General features: G+C 45.8%; 17 protein-coding genes. 5 read left to right on the plus strand and 12 right to left on the minus strand.

The genetic code is table 11. From position 1 onward, the window contains the following. Positions 1-61 precede the first annotated feature (61 nt). The 7 genes from ACDZ28_RS32945 to ACDZ28_RS32975 all read right to left on the minus strand — a co-directional run bounded on the left by ACDZ28_RS32945 (position 62) and on the right by ACDZ28_RS32975 (position 5,994). Complete coding sequence (locus ACDZ28_RS32945) at positions 62-817, minus strand: ThiF family adenylyltransferase (RefSeq protein WP_060621914.1); 756 nt, start codon at positions 815-817, stop codon at positions 62-64. 66 nt (positions 818-883) lie between these two features. Beyond that, a complete protein-coding gene (aspS, locus tag ACDZ28_RS32950; RefSeq protein ID WP_076117403.1) occupies positions 884-2,662 on the minus strand; it encodes an aspartate--tRNA ligase in 1,779 nt (592 codons plus the stop codon). Positions 2,663-2,745: 83 nt separating this feature from the next. Continuing rightward, positions 2,746-3,999 carry a histidine--tRNA ligase gene (gene hisS / locus ACDZ28_RS32955; protein ID WP_042130470.1) on the minus strand — a complete coding sequence of 418 codons (1,254 nt, stop codon included), beginning with the start codon at positions 3,997-3,999 and terminating at the stop codon, positions 2,746-2,748. A 197-nt stretch (positions 4,000-4,196) separates the two neighbouring features. Then, positions 4,197-4,337, minus strand: coding sequence for a hypothetical protein (locus ACDZ28_RS32960; protein WP_156114854.1), 141 nt, complete (start codon positions 4,335-4,337; stop codon positions 4,197-4,199). A 350-nt stretch (positions 4,338-4,687) separates the two neighbouring features. Next, complete coding sequence (locus tag ACDZ28_RS32965; RefSeq protein WP_042130472.1) at positions 4,688-5,137, minus strand: hypothetical protein; 450 nt, start codon at positions 5,135-5,137, stop codon at positions 4,688-4,690. A 44-nt stretch (positions 5,138-5,181) separates the two neighbouring features. Next, positions 5,182-5,691 (minus strand): type 1 glutamine amidotransferase domain-containing protein, encoded by a 510-nt coding sequence (locus tag ACDZ28_RS32970; protein ID WP_375103806.1) that lies wholly within the window; start codon positions 5,689-5,691, stop codon positions 5,182-5,184. A 147-nt stretch (positions 5,692-5,838) separates the two neighbouring features. Beyond that, a complete protein-coding gene (locus tag ACDZ28_RS32975) occupies positions 5,839-5,994 on the minus strand; it encodes a hypothetical protein (RefSeq protein WP_156114855.1) in 156 nt (51 codons plus the stop codon). Positions 5,995-6,277: 283 nt separating this feature from the next. Here ACDZ28_RS32975 and ACDZ28_RS32980 point away from each other — a divergent pair, with 283 nt between their 5' ends. The 4 genes from ACDZ28_RS32980 to ACDZ28_RS32995 all read left to right on the plus strand — a co-directional run bounded on the left by ACDZ28_RS32980 (position 6,278) and on the right by ACDZ28_RS32995 (position 9,689). Beyond that, positions 6,278-6,970, plus strand: coding sequence for a response regulator transcription factor (locus tag ACDZ28_RS32980; RefSeq protein ID WP_375103807.1), 693 nt, complete (start codon positions 6,278-6,280; stop codon positions 6,968-6,970). A gap of 2 nt (positions 6,971-6,972) precedes the next feature. Next, positions 6,973-7,251, plus strand: coding sequence for a hypothetical protein (locus ACDZ28_RS32985; RefSeq protein ID WP_375103808.1), 279 nt, complete (start codon positions 6,973-6,975; stop codon positions 7,249-7,251). After that, entirely contained in the window at positions 7,178-8,437 is a 1,260-nt protein-coding gene (locus tag ACDZ28_RS32990) for a sensor histidine kinase (RefSeq protein ID WP_375103809.1), read from the plus strand. The genes ACDZ28_RS32985 and ACDZ28_RS32990 overlap by 74 nt, the downstream gene beginning before the upstream one ends. A 130-nt stretch (positions 8,438-8,567) precedes the next feature. Next, the gene (locus ACDZ28_RS32995; protein ID WP_375103810.1) at positions 8,568-9,689 is read left to right on the plus strand and encodes a TolB family protein; all 1,122 of its coding nucleotides are present in this window, start codon (positions 8,568-8,570) and stop codon (positions 9,687-9,689) included. Positions 9,690-9,854: 165 nt separating this feature from the next. Here the strand turns inward: ACDZ28_RS32995 and dtd are convergent, their stop codons facing one another. Together dtd and ACDZ28_RS33005 are read right to left on the minus strand one after the other, a co-directional pair. Next, positions 9,855-10,298, minus strand: a complete 444-nt coding sequence (gene dtd / locus ACDZ28_RS33000; protein WP_375103811.1) for a D-aminoacyl-tRNA deacylase — start codon at positions 10,296-10,298, stop codon at positions 9,855-9,857. 21 nt (positions 10,299-10,319) lie between these two features. After that, on the minus strand, positions 10,320-12,500 hold the full coding sequence (locus ACDZ28_RS33005) for a bifunctional (p)ppGpp synthetase/guanosine-3',5'-bis(diphosphate) 3'-pyrophosphohydrolase (protein ID WP_042132407.1): 2,181 nt from the start codon (positions 12,498-12,500) through the stop codon (positions 10,320-10,322). A gap of 306 nt (positions 12,501-12,806) precedes the next feature. On the opposite strand from ACDZ28_RS33005, the gene uraA reads away from it, so the two are divergent. Then, positions 12,807-14,120, plus strand: a complete 1,314-nt coding sequence (gene uraA, locus ACDZ28_RS33010) for a uracil permease (RefSeq protein WP_042130482.1) — start codon at positions 12,807-12,809, stop codon at positions 14,118-14,120. 240 nt (positions 14,121-14,360) lie between these two features. Here the strand turns inward: uraA and ACDZ28_RS33015 are convergent, their stop codons facing one another. From ACDZ28_RS33015 to ACDZ28_RS33025, 3 genes are all read right to left on the minus strand, one after another. After that, positions 14,361-14,879, minus strand: a complete 519-nt coding sequence (locus tag ACDZ28_RS33015; RefSeq protein ID WP_042130484.1) for an adenine phosphoribosyltransferase — start codon at positions 14,877-14,879, stop codon at positions 14,361-14,363. A gap of 135 nt (positions 14,880-15,014) precedes the next feature. After that, entirely contained in the window at positions 15,015-17,417 is a 2,403-nt protein-coding gene (gene recJ / locus ACDZ28_RS33020) for a single-stranded-DNA-specific exonuclease RecJ (protein ID WP_375103812.1), read from the minus strand. 29 nt (positions 17,418-17,446) lie between these two features. Beyond that, positions 17,447-18,397, minus strand: a complete 951-nt coding sequence (locus ACDZ28_RS33025) for a cation diffusion facilitator family transporter (RefSeq protein ID WP_076117411.1) — start codon at positions 18,395-18,397, stop codon at positions 17,447-17,449. Between the last annotated feature and the right edge of the window lie 144 nt (positions 18,398-18,541).

Here is an 18,541-nt window from a genome sequence, read left to right on the forward strand (position 1 = left end):
TTTTGTCCATTTTATTTACTAATTTCGCTATAATTGAAACAGCTTCAGCTCAGCGGTTCACTTACACGCTGACGCCTCCAGCCTCAAGCAAATCACGCACGGCGACGCTGACCATGATCAGACCGGCTACCGGTGGAACGAATGCATTGCTGGCTGGTGGTTGTTTCGCTTTACGTCGATCCGGCGCATTCTCCGGAACGATCTTATCCGTAACATCCTGACGCGGCTTCATTGGCGGCTCTGTAGAGAATACCACCTTCACGCCCTTTTTAATCCCTTCCTTACGCAGCTTCTGACGAATGACACGAGCAATAGGGTCATAGGTTGTCTTGGAAATGTCTGCTACCTGGAATCGTGTAGGATCCATTTTGTTGGCAGCGCCCATGCTTGAGATCATTGGAATTCCACGGGACAGACATTCTTTGATCAAATGAACCTTATAAATAATCGTATCCGAAGCATCGAGCACATAGTCAGGTTTTAATTTGAACAATTCCTCATAGGTTTCTTCTGTATAGAACATGTTGAGCGCAATCGCTTCGCATTCTGGATTGATCAGCTTCACACGGTCTACCATCAATTCAGCCTTCTTCTGCCCAACCGTTGTGGTGAGTGCATGAATTTGCCGATTCACATTAGTAATATCTACAGAATCCTTATCAATCAGAATCAGCCTGCCGATACCGGTGCGCGCCAAAGCCTCAACAGCCATACCGCCAACACCGCCGATGCCTAGCACCGCTACCGTGCTGTTCTTCATTATCTCCAGACCTTCCGGTCCGATCGCCAGTTCCGTGCGTGAGAACTGATGTAGCATGAGGTACAGCCTCCTTCAAAAGCTATAGCGAAGCAGAAATCTGCCTCGCCCGCTTCGATTAGTTAATTATTCTTTTTCTTTCTTCGGTTTAAGAGCCAGCTTAATGTGCAGTTGCTCCAATTGTGAACCATCTACTGGCGAAGGTGCGTCCATGAGCAGGTCTGTTGCACTTGCTGTTTTCGGGAATGCGATGGTTTCACGCAGATTCGTACGACCGGACAATAGCATTACTAGACGATCTAAACCGAATGCGATACCGCCGTGTGGAGGTGTACCGTATTCGAACGCATCCATCAGGTAACCAAACTTCTCGTAAGCAACCTCTTGCGTGAAGCCAAGGGCTTCGAACATTTTCTCCTGTACGTCACGTTTGTAAATCCGCATGGAGCCCCCGCCTACTTCATAACCGTTCAGAACGATATCATAAGCTTGCGCACGAATTGCACCTGGATCTGTGTCAAACAGATGCAGATCCTCTTCACGTGGACGAGTGAACGGATGGTGTTCCGCCACATAACGTTTCTGATCTTCATCATAACCAAGGAGTGGGAAGTCAGTAACCCAAGCGAACTTGAATACATTGTCGTCGATCAGACCGAGTTGACGTCCGATTTTGACACGAAGAGCGCCTAGAACGTCTGCTACAACCTTTTTATTATCAGCAGAGAAGAGGAGAAGGTCGCCTTCTTCAGCGCCTGTACGCTCCTTCACAGCCGCAATTTCTTCTTCGGAGAAGAATTTCACAATCGGCCCTTTGAATTCACCGTCTTTCACTTGAATCCATGCCAACCCCTTCGCGCCATAACGAGCGGCATAAGGTCCGAGGTCATCGATTTCTTTACGAGTCCAAGTGCCACAGCCTTTAGCATTTAGACATTTCACTTCGCCGCCTTTTTCGATTACAGAAGCGAACACCTTCACACCGCTAGTTGCAACAATATCATTCATTTCTACAAGTTCTAATCCAAAACGAAGATCTGGTTTATCAGATCCGTATTTGCCCATAGCCTCAGCATAAGTCAAACGTTGGAATGGAAGCTCGATATCTGCTCCTACAGTTTCCTTGAACAGACGCTGCATCAGCTTCTCCATCATACCAAGCAGTTCATCTTGTGATAGGAATGAAGTTTCGATGTCCACTTGAGTGAATTCTGGCTGACGGTCAGCACGCAAATCTTCATCACGGAAACAACGAGCGATTTGGTAATAGCGCTCCACGCCGCCCACCATCAACAATTGCTTGTAGATTTGTGGAGATTGCGGCAATGCGAAGAATTCACCTTCATGCACACGGCTTGGCACCAAATAATCACGCGCGCCTTCCGGAGAACTCTTAGTCAGGATCGGTGTTTCTACGTCGATGAATCCTTCACTGTCAAGGAAATCACGGAAAATCTTAGAAGCTTTCGAACGAAGCAGCAAGGTTCTTTGCATTTCCGGACGACGAAGGTCCAAATAGCGATATTTGAGACGCAGAGACTCGTCTACTTCCACACCATCTTCGATGAAGAACGGAGGTGTCTTAGCTGCGTTCAGCACTTCAATGTCCGTAATTTGCACTTCAATTTCACCTGTTGGCAGGTTGCGGTTAATGGTTTCAGCATCACGTTTAACAACTTTACCTTTAACAGCCAGGACGTATTCACTACGAACCTTATCAGCAATTTGTAAGGCTTCGCCAGAGTAGTCTGGGTTAAATACAACTTGTACAATACCGCTTCTGTCACGCAGATCAATAAATAGTACGCCCCCAAGGTCGCGGCGAGTCTGCACCCATCCGTTCAAGGTTACCGTCTGTCCAATATGTTCTGGCGTTAATTGTCCACAATGATGACTTCTTTGCATAATTTATCATTCCCCTTCATGGTTAAAAATACATTTTTAATCTTTCTCTATACAGTCACCATAAGACGATGTAGTCAGATGGTCTAAACTAGTGCCTGACCCAGCTCTTCCAGCTTCACGGTACGCTGCTCCCCGGTATTCATCGACTTCACTGTAATGACCCCATTCTTCAGCTCATCTTCGCCAAGAATGGCAGTATAACGTGCCGACATACGGTCTGCCGATTTCATCTGCGCCTTCATCTTCCGGCCTAAATAATCGCGTTCTGCCGAGAACCCTTGGCTGCGCAGAATATATAGCTGTTTAGAGATTTCGATATCAGCTTCTTCACCGAGAGCTACGAAGTACACATCCAGTGGCTTCGCCGTCTCCAGCTCTACCTTCTGATCCTCAAGAATGAGGAGAATTCGTTCCAGCCCAATCCCAAAACCAATCCCAGGTTGGTCCGGTCCACCAATTTCTTCAACCAAACCGTTGTATCGGCCACCGCCGCCCACGGTATCAATCGAGCCAATACCTGCTGCTTTATATTCAAACGCTGTATGCGTGTAATAATCCAGTCCTCTGACAAGACGAGGGTTAATGGTGAATTCCACTCCCATGATGTTAAGGTGCATCTTCACCTTCTCAAAATGAATTGTGCACTCTTCATCCAGACTATCCAAAATGGAAGGCGCATCTGTAAATTTATCCTGATCTACCTTGCAATCCAGCACGCGAAGCGGATTACGCTCAATCCGACGCTGACAGTCACTGCAAAGGGTATCCTTCATGGGTCTTAAGAAACCCAATAGTTTCTCCCGATAAGCTGCACGGCTAGGTGCGTTACCGACAGAATTGATTTCAACTCTTACATCCTTAAGGCCAAGATCCTTATAGAATTGATAGCCTAAAGAAACTACTTCCGCATCAATAGCCGGATCCACGGCTCCAAAAGCCTCAATACCAAACTGATGGAATTGACGATATCTCCCTGCCTGTGGACGCTCATAACGGAACATGGGTCCGATATAATACAGCTTGCTTACATCCGGTTCACCATATAGCTTGTTCTGAACATAAGCTCGAACTACACCTGCCGTTCCTTCAGGACGCAGCGCCAAATCGCGATCGCCTTTATCCTTGAACGTGTACATCTCACCTTCCACAATATCCGTTGTTTCGCCTACCCCACGCTCGAATAACCCCGTGTTCTCGAACATTGGTGTACGGATTTCACGATAATTGAAACGACGGCACAAATCTCTAGCCTTCCCTTCAATGTACTGCCATTTCTCCACAGTCCCCGGAAGCACATCCTGTGTTCCTGTAGGTTTCTCGAATCTTTCTTTAGCCACAGTCTATCCCTCCTAAAAAATACCCCTCTAAATCTGCTCTCTTCATCACTTCATCATGCTAAACAAAACAAAAAATCCCCCGTCCTGTTTATAAAAAACAGGGACGAGGGATTATCATAACCAATAATACACCCGTGGTACCACCCACATTCCGGATCAGAACCATTCTGAATCCGCTCAAAGCGGTTAACGCCCGCCTACGCGTAACGGCTACTGATCGCGGCAACATCCATTGCCCACTTTCGCCGTACGTTCTCGGGGAGGTCATTCATTCGCTCATCAACAGAATCCTTGCAGCCAAGCGGAAACGATAAATCATCCGTTGTACTGGATGTCATCTGAATCTACAGGGGATTCCTCTCTGGGGTTGTGGGTCCTCGAATTACTTGTTCCCGTCATCAAAACCATATGATAAAATCGTATATTTTTAAATTCTACTGAACTACTGTGCTAAAGTCAAGGCAGTAAATACGAAGCTGAATAAAAATTCGACAACTTTCAACTTCTAACCTTTCATTTGAACCGTTACAAAAAAAATGACCTGCAGCCAAATGCTGCAGGTCCATCATCATATATTATTAAAAAGGGGGTCATGCCTTTATTATAAACACGCTATATTAAGGAAACATGTATGTAATATTACGATTATATTACATTCATGAAAGCGGTTTATTTTAATAGATTGTTGTTAATCGAATTGCTCAACAAATGCCCCTTTACCCCGAAGGATTTCTACAACCTCATTATAATTCTCTTCTGCGACACTTAAATCCATCACATAACGCAGTTCACTTAAATCCCCATCTGTAAGCTCGTCATCGGCTACATCCGCACTTACCTGGTCTTCATCTACACTATAATGAGTCTCAGGTTCATCCCGAGTTTCGGAGGCGGCAACACCAGGAGCCAGCATAGCTCCAGCTGCCGGAGTGCTACCCGTTCCAAGCGTCCCTATTGTGCCTGCAGCTAATGTTGTATTACTAAATGGCGCGATGGGAAACAGGATTCTACGATCTTCCCCAATAGGGTCCGTGAGCGGCCAAACTTCCAAGCCATCCACCTTGTAACTAATCAATGCAATTTTAGCACCTTCTGCTTCATTTTCCGTTCTAAAATATGCTTGGATTTTTCTGGTCATTACCATTACCTCCTTTAGATTATAAGACTCAGTGTTATAAATTGCTATTTCAGGACCTTCAATATTTCACGAACGAAGGCAGGCTCATCTTTCGGTGTACGCGAAGTAATGTAATTACGATCAACTACCACTTCTTCATCTTTAAACTCCGCACCGGCGTTCACAACATCATCTTTCAGCGGAGGATAACAGGTGATGGTACGTCCCTTAAGCAAGTCTGCACTAATCAGAATTTGAGGTCCGTGGCAAATAGATGCGATTGGTTTACCAGCTTCATTTGCTTCTTTCACAAACTTCAGAATATCCGCATTTTGCCGCAAGTTTTCGGGGGAAGAACCCCCTGGAATTACAATCGCGTCATAGCTGCCTGCTTTAACATCGGCTATAGATTTATCAGCTGCGTAAGAGACTTCTTTCTTTTTGCCTAGTAAGGTCTCCCCCTTCTTTAAACCAATAATGTCAGCTTGATGTCCTGCCTTTATAACTTCATCATAAGGAACCTTCATCTCAGAATCTTCAAAATCATTAGCTAGTAAAAACGCAACATTACTCATGTGATAAGTTCTCCTCTCTGCTTGTTCATATGAAAAGGTAGTTATTGTTCTTTCTTGTCGTCTATTACCCTTATCACAATGATTTCTAAACTCTAATCAGAAAATACACCCCGTTAACTGCATCAAAAAGCCGCCTCTACCACCATTTCAGGTACGCGGTAAGAGATTGCGGCTTCTTCCTTTGATCACTTGAGATTCAATTTCTTCTTCTGTCTTTTTGGCTAATGCATAGGCTTCTACAGGACTCCCAGCCGCTAGTGCCGGGATGCTTCTCCATACCCATGCCTTCTGTGATTGTCTCATTACCTAAGCTCCTTGCCTTGTGCGGGATCACTGTCTACCTGTAGTTTATCCAGCTCCAAGTGGCTCTATCCGCGCAAGTATCTACTTACAACACAACAGATACAAGCAGACTTTTACGCGAAGGACGCTTGTAGCCATCAGAAGAAGGAGGATTACTGGAATTTCGGAATTTCCATTAGAGCTGGTGTTTGCTTTCAAACCCCAATTGGTTCGCTTTTGCTGAGCGCAATATGTAGAATAGGCGTATCACAACAACAATAGCGAGGTGGAAAGGATTAACAGCATGGATAAAAGAGTGCTTGTCGTAGACGATGAACGCTCTATCGTGATAGCTATCGCCTATGCACTGCGGCGGGAAGGCTTTCAGGTCGAAACGGCCGCTGATGGCGAAGCCGCGCTTAGGCTCGTCGAATCGTTCCAGCCGCAAGTGTTCGTACTGGACGTTATGATGCCAGGGCTGTCTGGTTATGATGTGTGCCGTCGGCTGGAGAACCGGAGAGGGATTGGCATCCTATTGCTCACGGTCAAGAACGACATTGTAGACAAAGTACTAGGCCTGGAGCTGGGTGCAGATGATTATATGACCAAGCCGTTCGATATTCGAGAGCTCGTCGCCCGAGTTAGAGCGCTGCACCGTCGAGTCGAGAAAAGCGCGGAACACGCTCCCTCCGACAGTCCAATCATAATTGGTGCAGTGACAGTGAACCCGTCACATCGTGACGTACAGGTGACCGGTGAGAAGGTGGGGCTGACGCCCAAAGAATTCGAGCTGCTACACCTGCTCGTCCTCCATTCGGAACGGGTATACACGCGCGAGGAACTACTAGATCTTGTCTGGGGGCTCGACTATGACGGGGGCACGCGCACAGTAGACATTCATATACAGCGCATCCGCAGTAAGTTGGGCGACGAAGGTCAACGTCTGCTCCAGACCGTATACGGAGTAGGTTACAAAGCCACCCGGGAGTCCTTATGAGGGTGAGTTTACGATGGAAGTTCTCCCTGCTGCTCGCGGGCTTGCTGTTGTTCACGGTGAGCGTGCTTAGTGTGCTAGTACTACGCAGTATCCGTCACAACCAACCGTACTGGACTGGAGCGAGAAATGGCGGAGATGACGAACCGCGCCGAATTGACGGTGAAGATGAGCTACTTGTCCGGGGAACAGGTCAGCTTGAAGGCATTCATGAAGTATCGTGGCATGGATCTCTCCAATCGATTGGGGCAATCCAACGGACTGCACGTCCGACTGTACGATGAGACCGGTGTCGAGATCGGGAATTCGCTGCCTCTCGTTCCTTCCCCCACTATGCCGGATGCGCTGCAGTATGCACTCCAGGGCAAAGTTGCTTATTCGGACGTCCAGGACGTGCTATATTATTTCACACCCATCATGTTCGAGGAACAACTGATCGCTGTAGCCGAATTCCAGAGACCCGTGGGCGAGCTGCACGCCTTTTACCGGGAGACAAGAACAATGTTTCTCCTATCCGGCTCAACCGTTCTGCTCGCCAGCTTCCTGCTTGGCTTCCTCTATGTCTACCGACAATCCAAAGCTATAACTCTTCTTAAGCAGACAGCGAACAACATCGAAGCAGGAGCGTATATTGATCATGCACCGCTAGTCCGTAAGGATGAACTTGGCGAATTAAGCGAGGGCATTTATAGCATGAGCCGTGAAATCGAATCGAGTATGAAGAAGTTAGAAACGGAGAAAGCGAAGCTATCGCTTGTCGTAGACAAGCTGCAAGTGTTGGAGCAGCAACAGAAGCAATTCATTAATAATATTAGTCATGAACTTAAGACACCTCTCACTTCTATCACTGCATATGCCGATCTACTGGAACTATACCCAGATGATCCTTTACTGTTTCAGCAAGCGATGGAAAGCATTCGCAAGGAATCGTCTAGACTGCACAAGCTAGTGGAAAACGCGCTGCGCCTTGCCTCACTGGAGAAGTACGAATTCGAATACCAGGCTGAAGCCGTGTCACTTGATATCGTGCTGGACGAACTCGTCTCTCTTATGAAAGGCAAGGCTGACAAATTCGGACTAACCTTTCAGCTTCACACAATACCTGCCACCATATGGGCGGAACGAGAGAGTTTAATACACATCTTCGTTAATTTACTGGACAACGCGATCAAATACAACCTCCCCGGTGGAAGCATCAATATTCGATTGTATACCGAACAGAATCACGCAAAAGTAGAAATTGTTGATACGGGAATTGGCATTCCTTCCGAATCCCAGGAGCGAATCTTTGAACCCTTCTACACCGCGAACAAGGCGCGTTCAAAAGAAACGAGAGGAAGCGGCTTGGGACTTGCTCTCGTTCAACAATGGGTGGAGAAGCAAAGAGGAATCATACAATTGAAACGCTCAGACTCCACTGGGAGCGTGTTCGAAGTACAGTTTCCCCTCTATCATCATGATTCTGTATAAGTCCCAACTTCTCTCTTCTCCAAGTCTCGATACGTTTACAACTTGGAAACAATTCGAAATACTGTGGAGACATCCTGTTGGTACACTCTTATCAGATTTATAACACAGCTTAGAAGGAGATACATCAATCATGAAGATGAAACAAGTTGGGATCGTATTACTAGCGGTTGGGATCGCAGGCTGCAGCAGCATAACACAGGATAACGGCGGTGGAGCAACTAATAGCCCACCAGTTACCGTCATTGACAAGAACAAGCCAGAGAAGCCTGATTCGCAAATCGATGAATCAATCACCATGGATCAACTCGAGCGACTTGACGGCCTGTATGCGCAAGATTGGCTGAACGAGAACGAATTGTTAATTGCCCAGACGAATCCGGACGCGAAGAAGATTGATTCCGACTCCGGTCCAATGAAGCCTACCCAGCTGTATATTTACAATTTGAAAACGAAGCAGGTCAAGGCGCTGAAACCGAGCGAAGACCGCGTGCAAGAAAGTCCGATTGTCTCGCCGGACGGCCAATATGTCTTTTTCCATGAAAACACCTCGTTCATGATGGACGGTGGCCGCGGTGTCCTTGTGCATTTGCCAACCGGAACTAGCCGAATAATCACGGATAAGGATAAGGGCGGACAGGAATGGGGCCAGTGGACAGACTCCAGTCACCTGATCGTCGGCAACGGTAAAGGTGCTATTCTGCAGGTTGGGACAGTTAGTAAAGACGAGGTATTACTTAGCAAAGATAAAAACGTCATGTTCGATTATGCAGCGAAGACTGGGAATATGCTCTTCTACATCAACTCTAATCCCGATAACACACTGTCGGCCTACAATCTGGAGACGAAGAAAGAGTCGATCGTGGACAAATCCGTCTGGAGAATGTCGCTGTCCCCTGACGGCAATCAGTTAGCCATGCTAAAGAGTACGGGGGATACGGAACGCACGCTGTTCCTCATGAACTCGAACGACACCTCGAAACGGACTAAGCTCGCCGTGACGACTCAGATGTACGCCTTCGATTGGTCCCCAGATAGCTCGTACTTGGCCTTCGCCGTGTATAACAAGGACAGGGACGGCATGAACGGAGTCTACGTTGCGGATGCGAAGACCGGCAAGATCGAGCAACTCGGCGATTTCCAGGATGTCGCAACCGTCGCCTGGAGCCCTTCGGGCAAGCAACTAATGGTCTCGACGAGCACATTTGTGGATAATAAGCCCAAACTCACGACTTATCGGTTAGTGTTGAAGTAATTAACAAGATTAATATGTTGATTACACCAACGGAGAACGAATTTTACAATAACAAAAAAGCGTCCAACATATTAGTCACGACTAGTATGTTGGACGCTTTTTAAATTTGAAATTTTTGATGTTAAGGTCTTGATAAATAGGAAGCAATCTTCGACATTTTTTTCATTAACTGCGGCTATCTAAAATGAGAGTAACCGGGCCCCAATTGGTCAGCGACACATCCATCATCGCTCCAAATACGCCCGTCTCCACCTGAAGACCTCCGGCTCTAAGCTCTTGGTTAAAATAATCATAAAGTCGCTCGGCTTCTGCTGGAGCTGCTGCTCCCATAAAGTTCGGCCGTCTCCCCTTGCGACAATCCCCGTATAAAGTAAACTGGGATACCGAGAGAATCGCTCCCTCAGTCTCCGTGACACTGTAGTTCATTTTACCGGCTTCATCTTCAAAAATACGCAGTCCTGCTATTTTGTCCGCCAAATATTTGGCATCCTTTTCTGTATCTTCATGCGTAACGCCAACTAACAGCATCAAGCCTTTGCCAATCTCTCCGGTCACTGCACTATCCACGGTTACTTTGGCATCCTTACAACGCTGTACTACAACTCTCATCGTACTACTCCGCTCCTTGCCCTATTGCATAATCCGATTCACTGTATATACATCCTTGACTCGTTTCACTTTATCTACAACGGATTGCAGATGTTCCGTGTTACGAATGAGAATGGTCATATGAATCATTGCCATCTTATTCTTGTCAGAGCGCCCAGTGACCGCAGAAATGTTCGTTTTACTCTCGGAAACCGCCTGCAGCACTTCATTGAGCAGTCCATTACGATCATGACCAGTAATCTCAATATCCACACTGTAGTTCGCTTCCATCGTGCCTTCCCATTCCACTTCAATCACTCTAGCTGCTTCTTCTCCGTCACCTTCACCCGGAATGTTAGGACAATCCTGGCGGTGTACAGATACGCCCCGGCCCCGTGTAACATACCCTACAATATCGTCACCCGGTACCGGATTACAACATCGTGCAAAACGGACAAGTAAATTTTCAATTCCCTTTACACTAACACCATTGGTCGGTTGATTACGTTTTTCGCCGGAAGACTTGATCTCCTTCATCTCTGAGGTGAGCTCTAAGTGATTAGCGGCTTCTTCTTGCTCTCTGCGCAGCTTCTCCGTCAAACGGGAAGCAATCTGAGAAGCGGTAATTCCCCCAAAGCCAACAGCAGATAACATATCCTCAACATCGTTAAAAGCGAATTTCTTCGCAGCTTCTAATAATTTCTCATCGGAAATCCACTCAGAAACCTCGACATTCAGACGCTTCAGCTCACGTTCAATCGCTTCGCGACCTTTTTCGACATTTTCCTCACGCTTTTCTTTTTTGAACCATTGCTTAATTTTGCTTCGCGCATGAGAGGATTGGGCAATCTTGAGCCAGTCGCGGCTCGGTCCGTAAGAATGCTTAGACGTCAGTATTTCAACAATATCGCCTGTCTTCAGCTTGTGATCCAGCGGTACGATTCGTCCGTTTACCTTAGAACCGATCGTGCGATTCCCCACTTCCGTATGAATACGGAATGCGAAATCAAGCGGTACAGAACCCGCAGGAAGCTCAATAACCTCGCCTTTAGGCGTAAATACGAACACAAGATCCGAGAAAAAATCCATTTTGAGTGATTTTACGAACTCTTCGGCATCCTTGGCCTCATGCTGCAGCTCCAATATTTCGCGAAAAAATGGCATCCGGTTCTCCGGATTCACATTATTGCTGGTACCTTCTTTGTATGCCCAGTGTGCTGCGATCCCGTATTCAGCCGTGCGATGCATTTCCCAAGTACGAATTTGCACTTCGGTCGGCTCTCCGCCAGGACCTACCACTGTAGTATGCAAAGATTGATACATATTCGCTTTGGGCATAGCTATATAATCTTTGAATCGACCTGGCATCGGCTTCCAAAGCGTATGAATAATTCCGAGGGTTGCATAACAATCCTTGATATTATCCACAATGATACGGATGGCCAAGAGGTCATAGATCTCGTTAAACTGTTTGTTTTTTGTGCTCATTTTGTTATAAACACTGTAGATATGCTTCGGGCGACCTGAAAGATCACCTTCAATGCCCATTTCATCCAGCTTGGCACGAATACGGCCAATTACGCTGTCGATAAATTGCTCACGTTCTGCCCGCTTCTTATGCACCAGATTAGCAATGCGATAGTACTGCTGCGGATTCAAGTAACGAAGTGCAATATCCTCCATCTCCCACTTAATCGCGGAAATCCCCAAACGATCAGCCACAGGACAGAAAATCTCCAACGTTTCGTAAGAAATACGCCGCTGGCTCTCTTCAGATTGATACTTTAACGTACGCATATTATGCAGGCGATCCGCTAGTTTGATAACGATAACCCGGATATCCTGCGCCATCGCAATAAACATCTTACGGTAATTCTCGTTCTGCTGCTCTTCCTTTGAGCGAAAACGGATGCGTTCCAGCTTAGTTAAGCCATCGACAAGCATCGCACAGGTATCGCCAAATTTCGCGCGGATTTGTTCCAATGAGACCGTCGTATCTTCCACAACATCATGCAAAAGCGCCGCAACAATAGATATAACATCCATTTGCATATTGACGACAATATCTGCCACCGCCAGCGGATGCAGAATGTATGGCTCCCCCGACTTGCGGATCTGCCCGTGATGAGCCTGATCGGCAAATTCATAAGCTTCCCGGATGCGGAGAAGATCTTTATCTTTTATATAGGCGCCAGCCTTATCAATTAATCGCTCTATGCCCATTCTCGTCGTATCCGTTTCCTTTCTATAATAAAATGAACCCGCAATCATTCTAAAATCTGCAGGTTCCAATCATTTCGCAAGCAACTTACGCTCTTGTTCAAAGTTGTCTATAATTATGACGCTTACGAAGGATTACGTCAACACTTGCCATCTCATGGTATTCAAGAAGTAAAAGTTATGAAAATCGGACAAATTAATAACACTTGTGAAAATGTTGTTGTAAAAATGCCCAGTTCTATTTAATCTAGTAAAGGCGGATTTTCGCTGGACAATATCATAGCCAATAAGAAAGAGGAGTGAACTCCATTGCAACGCGAAATTCAAGTTAATGAAAAACTTCCATGGGGCCCCGGTTTTCTATTAAGCCTACAGCATTTGTTCGCCATGTTTGGCAGTACAGTGCTAGTGCCTAACTTGTTCGGGGTTGACCCTGGGATGATTTTGCTGATGAACGGTATCGGCACACTGTTATACATCTGGATTTGCCGTGGTAAAATACCTGCCTACCTAGGCTCCAGCTTTGCATTTATCGCACCAGTCTTATCTGTGCTTGCCGATCATCAAGATGATCATATGAAAGGGTATTCGCTTGCTTTAGGCGCTTTCATCATCACTGGTGTTATCTTTGTACTCGTTGCTTTAATCATCCGTTATGCAGGAACAAAATGGATTGATGTCGTCTTCCCACCAGCTGTAATGGGTGCTATCGTAGCAACGATCGGACTTGAGCTTGTGCCTGTTGCCGCGCGTATGGCAGGACTTATTGCTCCTGAAGGTGTTGCAGTTGCAGACTGGACTCCTGATGGCAAAGCAATCACACTTTCTATGGTAACACTGGGCGTAACGGTAATCGGAGCTGTGCTTTTCCGCGGTTTCCCTAAAATCATTCATATCCTCATCGGTATCGTAACTGGTTATGGTTTAGCTTATATTATGAAAATGGTGGATACTGCTGCCATATCTAATGCAAATTTTTTAGCACACCCTACCATTGTTACTCCATCCTTCGATTGGAATGTAATCCTAACCATTATTCCAGTATCGCTTGTTGTAATTGTTGAGCATATTGGACATTTGCTTGTAACCAGTAATATCGTCGGTAAAGATTTGGCTAAAGATCCTGGACTTGACCGTTCCCTGATGGGTAACGGGATATCAACCATTCTTTCCGGTTTTATCGGTTCTACTCCAAATACAACCTACGGTGAGAATATCGGGGTTATGGCTTTAACTAAAGTTTATTCGGTATATGTTATTGGCGGTGCAGCGGTGATCGCCATTGTGCTTTCGTTCTCAGGGACTTTCTCCTCCGTTATTGCTAACATCCCGACACCTGTAATGGGTGGTGTATCCCTGCTGTTATTCGGCGTAATTGCCGCATCAGGTTTACGGATCTTTGTTGAGCAAAAAGTTGATTTTTCCAAGGCTACTAACATGATCATGGCTACCCTGGTACTTGTTGTCGGAATTAGTGGCACAACCCTTACTATGGGCAACGTAAAACTCAGTGGTATGGCTCTAGCTACAATTGTTGGTATCGTTCTAGCCATATTCTTCAAACTCATTGAAGTTCTTGGACTGTCCAATGATGGTGGGGAAAGCGATAAAGCTGCTCACTAATTTATTTATGAATTAATAATTCAAAAAGACTGCTCTAGATCCATTTTATGGATTAAGCAGTCTTTTTTTTGACTCAAAACTGAAATTTCCGGTTGATCGTTTAAGAAGCATTTTGATCAAAAAATGCAAAACAGCAATTCTCCGCAAGTGGTGACAGAGAATTGCTGTTGTTTGCACTTTTCAACATCATTCGATACATAAATGCCCATTTATTTCCCGGGAAAAGACAAGTTTATCGGATTAATCTTCGTAATCAACTAAAGTAATAACTTCAATTCCAGAAAGCTTATTACGTCCAGCAAGCTCAACCAATTCAATCAAAAATGCTGCGCCTACCACCTTACCACCAAGCTGCTCCACAAGGCTTACCGAAGTAGCTATAGTGCCTCCTGTTGCTAATAAATCATCAGCAATTAATACATTTTGTCCAGGCTTAATCGCATCTGTATGAACAGCAAGTGTGTCTTTACCATATTCAAGATCATACCCAACCTCGATAGTCTCATAAGGCAGTTTCCCACTCTTACGAATTGGCACAAAACCTACACCCAATGCATAAGCAAGCGGTGCACCAACTACAAAACCACGTGCTTCCGGTCCAGCTATTACGTCTATTTCTAAGTGAGCTACAAGAGCTTTCAGTGCATCAATCGCCTGGCGGTAAGCGTCACCGTCTTTTAGTAAAGTGGTGATATCTTTAAAACTAATACCTTCTTTTGGAAAGTCAGGAATCACGCGAATACTATCTTTAAAATCCAAATTTTTCATCTCCTAAAAGTTTTGTTAGCATATGCTTCATTGAGTTCAGTTCGGCAAAACTTACTTCGTAAGCGTCTGCTTTGTTTTGTTAGCATATGCTTCATTGAGTTCAGTTCGGCAAAACTTACTTCGTAATTACGATACGCCTAAACGACGTGATAACATCCAATCCTGTAGCTCAGACAGGCTACCTTCCATGAAGTACTGCTCCATTTCCGCCATCTGCCCCAGTCTAACGAAATGACTTGATGCTGTAAGACTCTTAGCTGCGGGCTGCGTAATAAAGGTCACACTTCCCTGACTTCTTTCGATAAAATCAAGCTCCTCGAACACATCTAACATTTTATTAAGCATTCGAATACTTAATGATGATTGTCGGCTTAGCCGCAGCAGCACTTCATTCTCAGGTGTTGCAACAGCAGTGATTGACGCCAGCAGTTTATAAAGTATTTTAAAATGATCCCGTGTCGGAATGATAAGTCGTTCACGACCATCCTTTATAGAATGCAACAGTGCGATATTATCAGCATTAGGAAAAGCCTTTAGTAACGCGTCAAGTTGTTCAGGCGTCTCCGGCATATCCAGTAGACATAACAATGAGACATGCCCTGATTCCTGAATTGAGTCATCCTTATTAGCGGCGCTAATGCCATCTTCTTTATCATATACCCAGAAGGACATTCCTATCAATTCAGTCTGTGGGTTCATACGACCGCTCTGAAACACTGCTGCGGCACGATATGGACCAGCACCGCTATAAGGCAGCAGCAGCTCTCTAATATGCGCAGCTTGCCGTACAGCGTCAGCAGCGCCACGGAGATCGAATAACTGAGCATCTTGAACAGATAAATCCTGGAGCATCAATTGTGGTTTCCTCGAGCCATTCCACTCGTTGATCGACAGTTCTGCCAGCACATTGATTGTGGTGCCCGCAGGAAGGAGCTTAGCCAAATCTCCTTTACCAAAAGCTAAGGCTTCAATTGTACTCTTCCCCTGCTGCAATACAATCTTCAAGTGTTTTCCTTCTTGCCCCATTGTTCGTGTCTCTTTCACGGTAGCCCCGCGAATGATAAACTTTGGCAAAGGATTTGACATCCCGAAAGGTGCAAGCCTTTCCAATTCAAGCGCGGTCTGAAGGGACAAATCAGATATCGACACTTCTGCATCAGCAGAAGTAACAGGAACGAAATGCTCCGGTGTCAACACAGTAGCCGCGTATTGATTTAATGCCGCAGCGAAGGCTTCTAAGCCGTCCTGATGCAGACTCATTCCTGCGGCTGCTGGATGACCACCGAAATGCTCCATTAAGTTAGAACAAGAGGATAACGCCGCATATATATCAAAGCCAGGAATGGAGCGGGCAGAGCCTTTGCACATACCGGTCTCTGGATGAATATCCAGAATAATCACAGGCCGATAGTAACGCTCCAGCAGTTTAGAAGCCACTATACCTACCACACCCACATTCCAACCTTGTTCAGCAAGAACAATGATATCTGGTATTTCTCCGCCCTGAGTCATCTGCTCCAGTTTTGCAGTGGCCTCCACTACAATTCTTTCTACAACCAATTGGCGTTCTTTATTGAGCAGATCAAGTTCCCCAGCCAGTTGCTCTGCCTCATCAGCATGCTCTGTTGTAAGTAAAGCCACTGCCCGTCCAGCATGATCCAGACGACCGCTCGCATTTATACGAGGCGCCATTCCAAAAGCGATATTAACCGCACTCACGGTACTCATGTTCACCCCGCTGACACCTAGTAAAGCACGAATACCAGGGAATCGAGAGTTTCGCATACTGACTAACCCGTTTCGAACAATCTCGCGATTCTCGTCTAGAAGCGGCATTAAATCCGCTACAGTACCGATAGCAGCTATTTCCGCCCATTCTTCGGGAGTTTCCTCCCCTAACATAGCCTGGGCAAGCTTATAAGCTACCCCCACACCCGCCAATCCTTTGAAGGGATATGGACAGTCGGGCAGCTTCGGATTAATCAGCGTGTAAGCCTCAGGGAGAAGCTCTGGTGGCTCATGATGATCCGTGACGATCACATCGATCCCGAGTTCATTAGCGTAAGCAATCTGATGATAGGCGCTAATGCCAGTATCTACAGTAATAATTAAGGATACACCCTGCTGTAGAGCCCAATCCAAAGCATGATTATGCAGCCCGTAGCCCTCATTCGAACGGTGCGGGATATAAATATCAAAGGAAGCGCCCAAGTAACGTAGCAAATGAATCATTAATGCGGTACTGGACACACCATCGGCGTCATAGTCACCGTAAATAAGAATATGTTCTTCTTCTTTTAAAGCCTTTCTAATTCTGGGAACCGCTTCGGCCATTCCTTTTAGGAGGAACGGATCATGCGAAGCTTCCACACCGCCATCCATGAACGATAGAGCCTCATGCGGCGTATTCATTCCTCTAGTCACTAATAGTGAGGATAAGAGCGGAGAAATAGAAAGGCTCCGGGCCATATCCCTTACGATGTCGGGATCGGCTGCCGGAGATTGCCATCTTGTTTTTGAATAAAGCAATAGCGCTCACCTTTCTCTCACCTTGCGAACTACTGAAGCAACGTCGGAATATCATTATCCGCCAATTCATAGTTACTTTTGTATGGATATCCGGGGTCATAAGGAACTACGTCCATGTGTACCTCACCAACATGAACAAACCGGTGTTGTAATAACTTTCTTGCACATTCCGATATATCCTGTGCTTCCATCACCGTTATTCGCGGATTTACACTGATCTTCACATGCAGATTCACATAATTTCCTTGCTCAAGCGCCTTCAAATGTTCCACACGGATAACGCCGTGAACACGTTGTACAGTTTCAATAAAATTAGCTGCCTCCTCAGAAGGTAGCTCCTGCACATTCTTACCATTTACCGTACTAACAATGAGTATATAGCCTTTACGAAGTATTAAGCATCCAGTTAAAAGTGCGGCAATAGGGTCCATATAGAGTAGAGGATGCCAATAGGTCCCTCCCATTGATAATGATATCCCAACTAATACTGTGATAGAAGTATATAAACTGAAACGATGACTATTGGTATAAGCAGCATGACTGCCATCACCTATTTTTTTAAAGTACCGATATTGATATTGAAATACAGCTTCTTTAAATACAATAGATAGCAAGACAGTTACAAGTGCAAGTTCACCGCGAGTAGATGACTGTCCTTCGGTTAAGTCACGGATTGCAGAGAATACGATCTGCAGCCCTCCCATTAGGATTAATACCGAAAAAAGTATAGCTAAAAGCGGTTCCTTACTCCCCCGCCGATCTTCTATCCGTTGCTTGCTCTTTCTGTTCTCTTCAGAGCGCCACGGAAGAATATCCGCCAATTTAGCTGCAGCATCTGCTCCGGAGTATAAAGCATCGCCCATTAATGCCTTGCTACCTGAAATATAGCCAAAACTACCCTTAGCTACTGCCAAAGTAACATCGCTGATGATCCCTGTCCAAGCAACCGTCTTGCTTTGCGGTGATCGTTCTTTATTCATACGAGGCCCCCCTTACCACTAGCAAGTAATCTCATGATGATACAATACACATGACATACTACCCCAAAGATTTCGAAAGCCGCGTCGCATTTGACGCGGCTTTCTTAAATTATAAAGTTGATGTTTTTTTCATTCAAGTGTAGC

The organism is Paenibacillus sp. RS8 (assembly GCF_041956825.1).
Lineage (GTDB): Bacteria > Bacillota > Bacilli > Paenibacillales > Paenibacillaceae > Paenibacillus_AQ.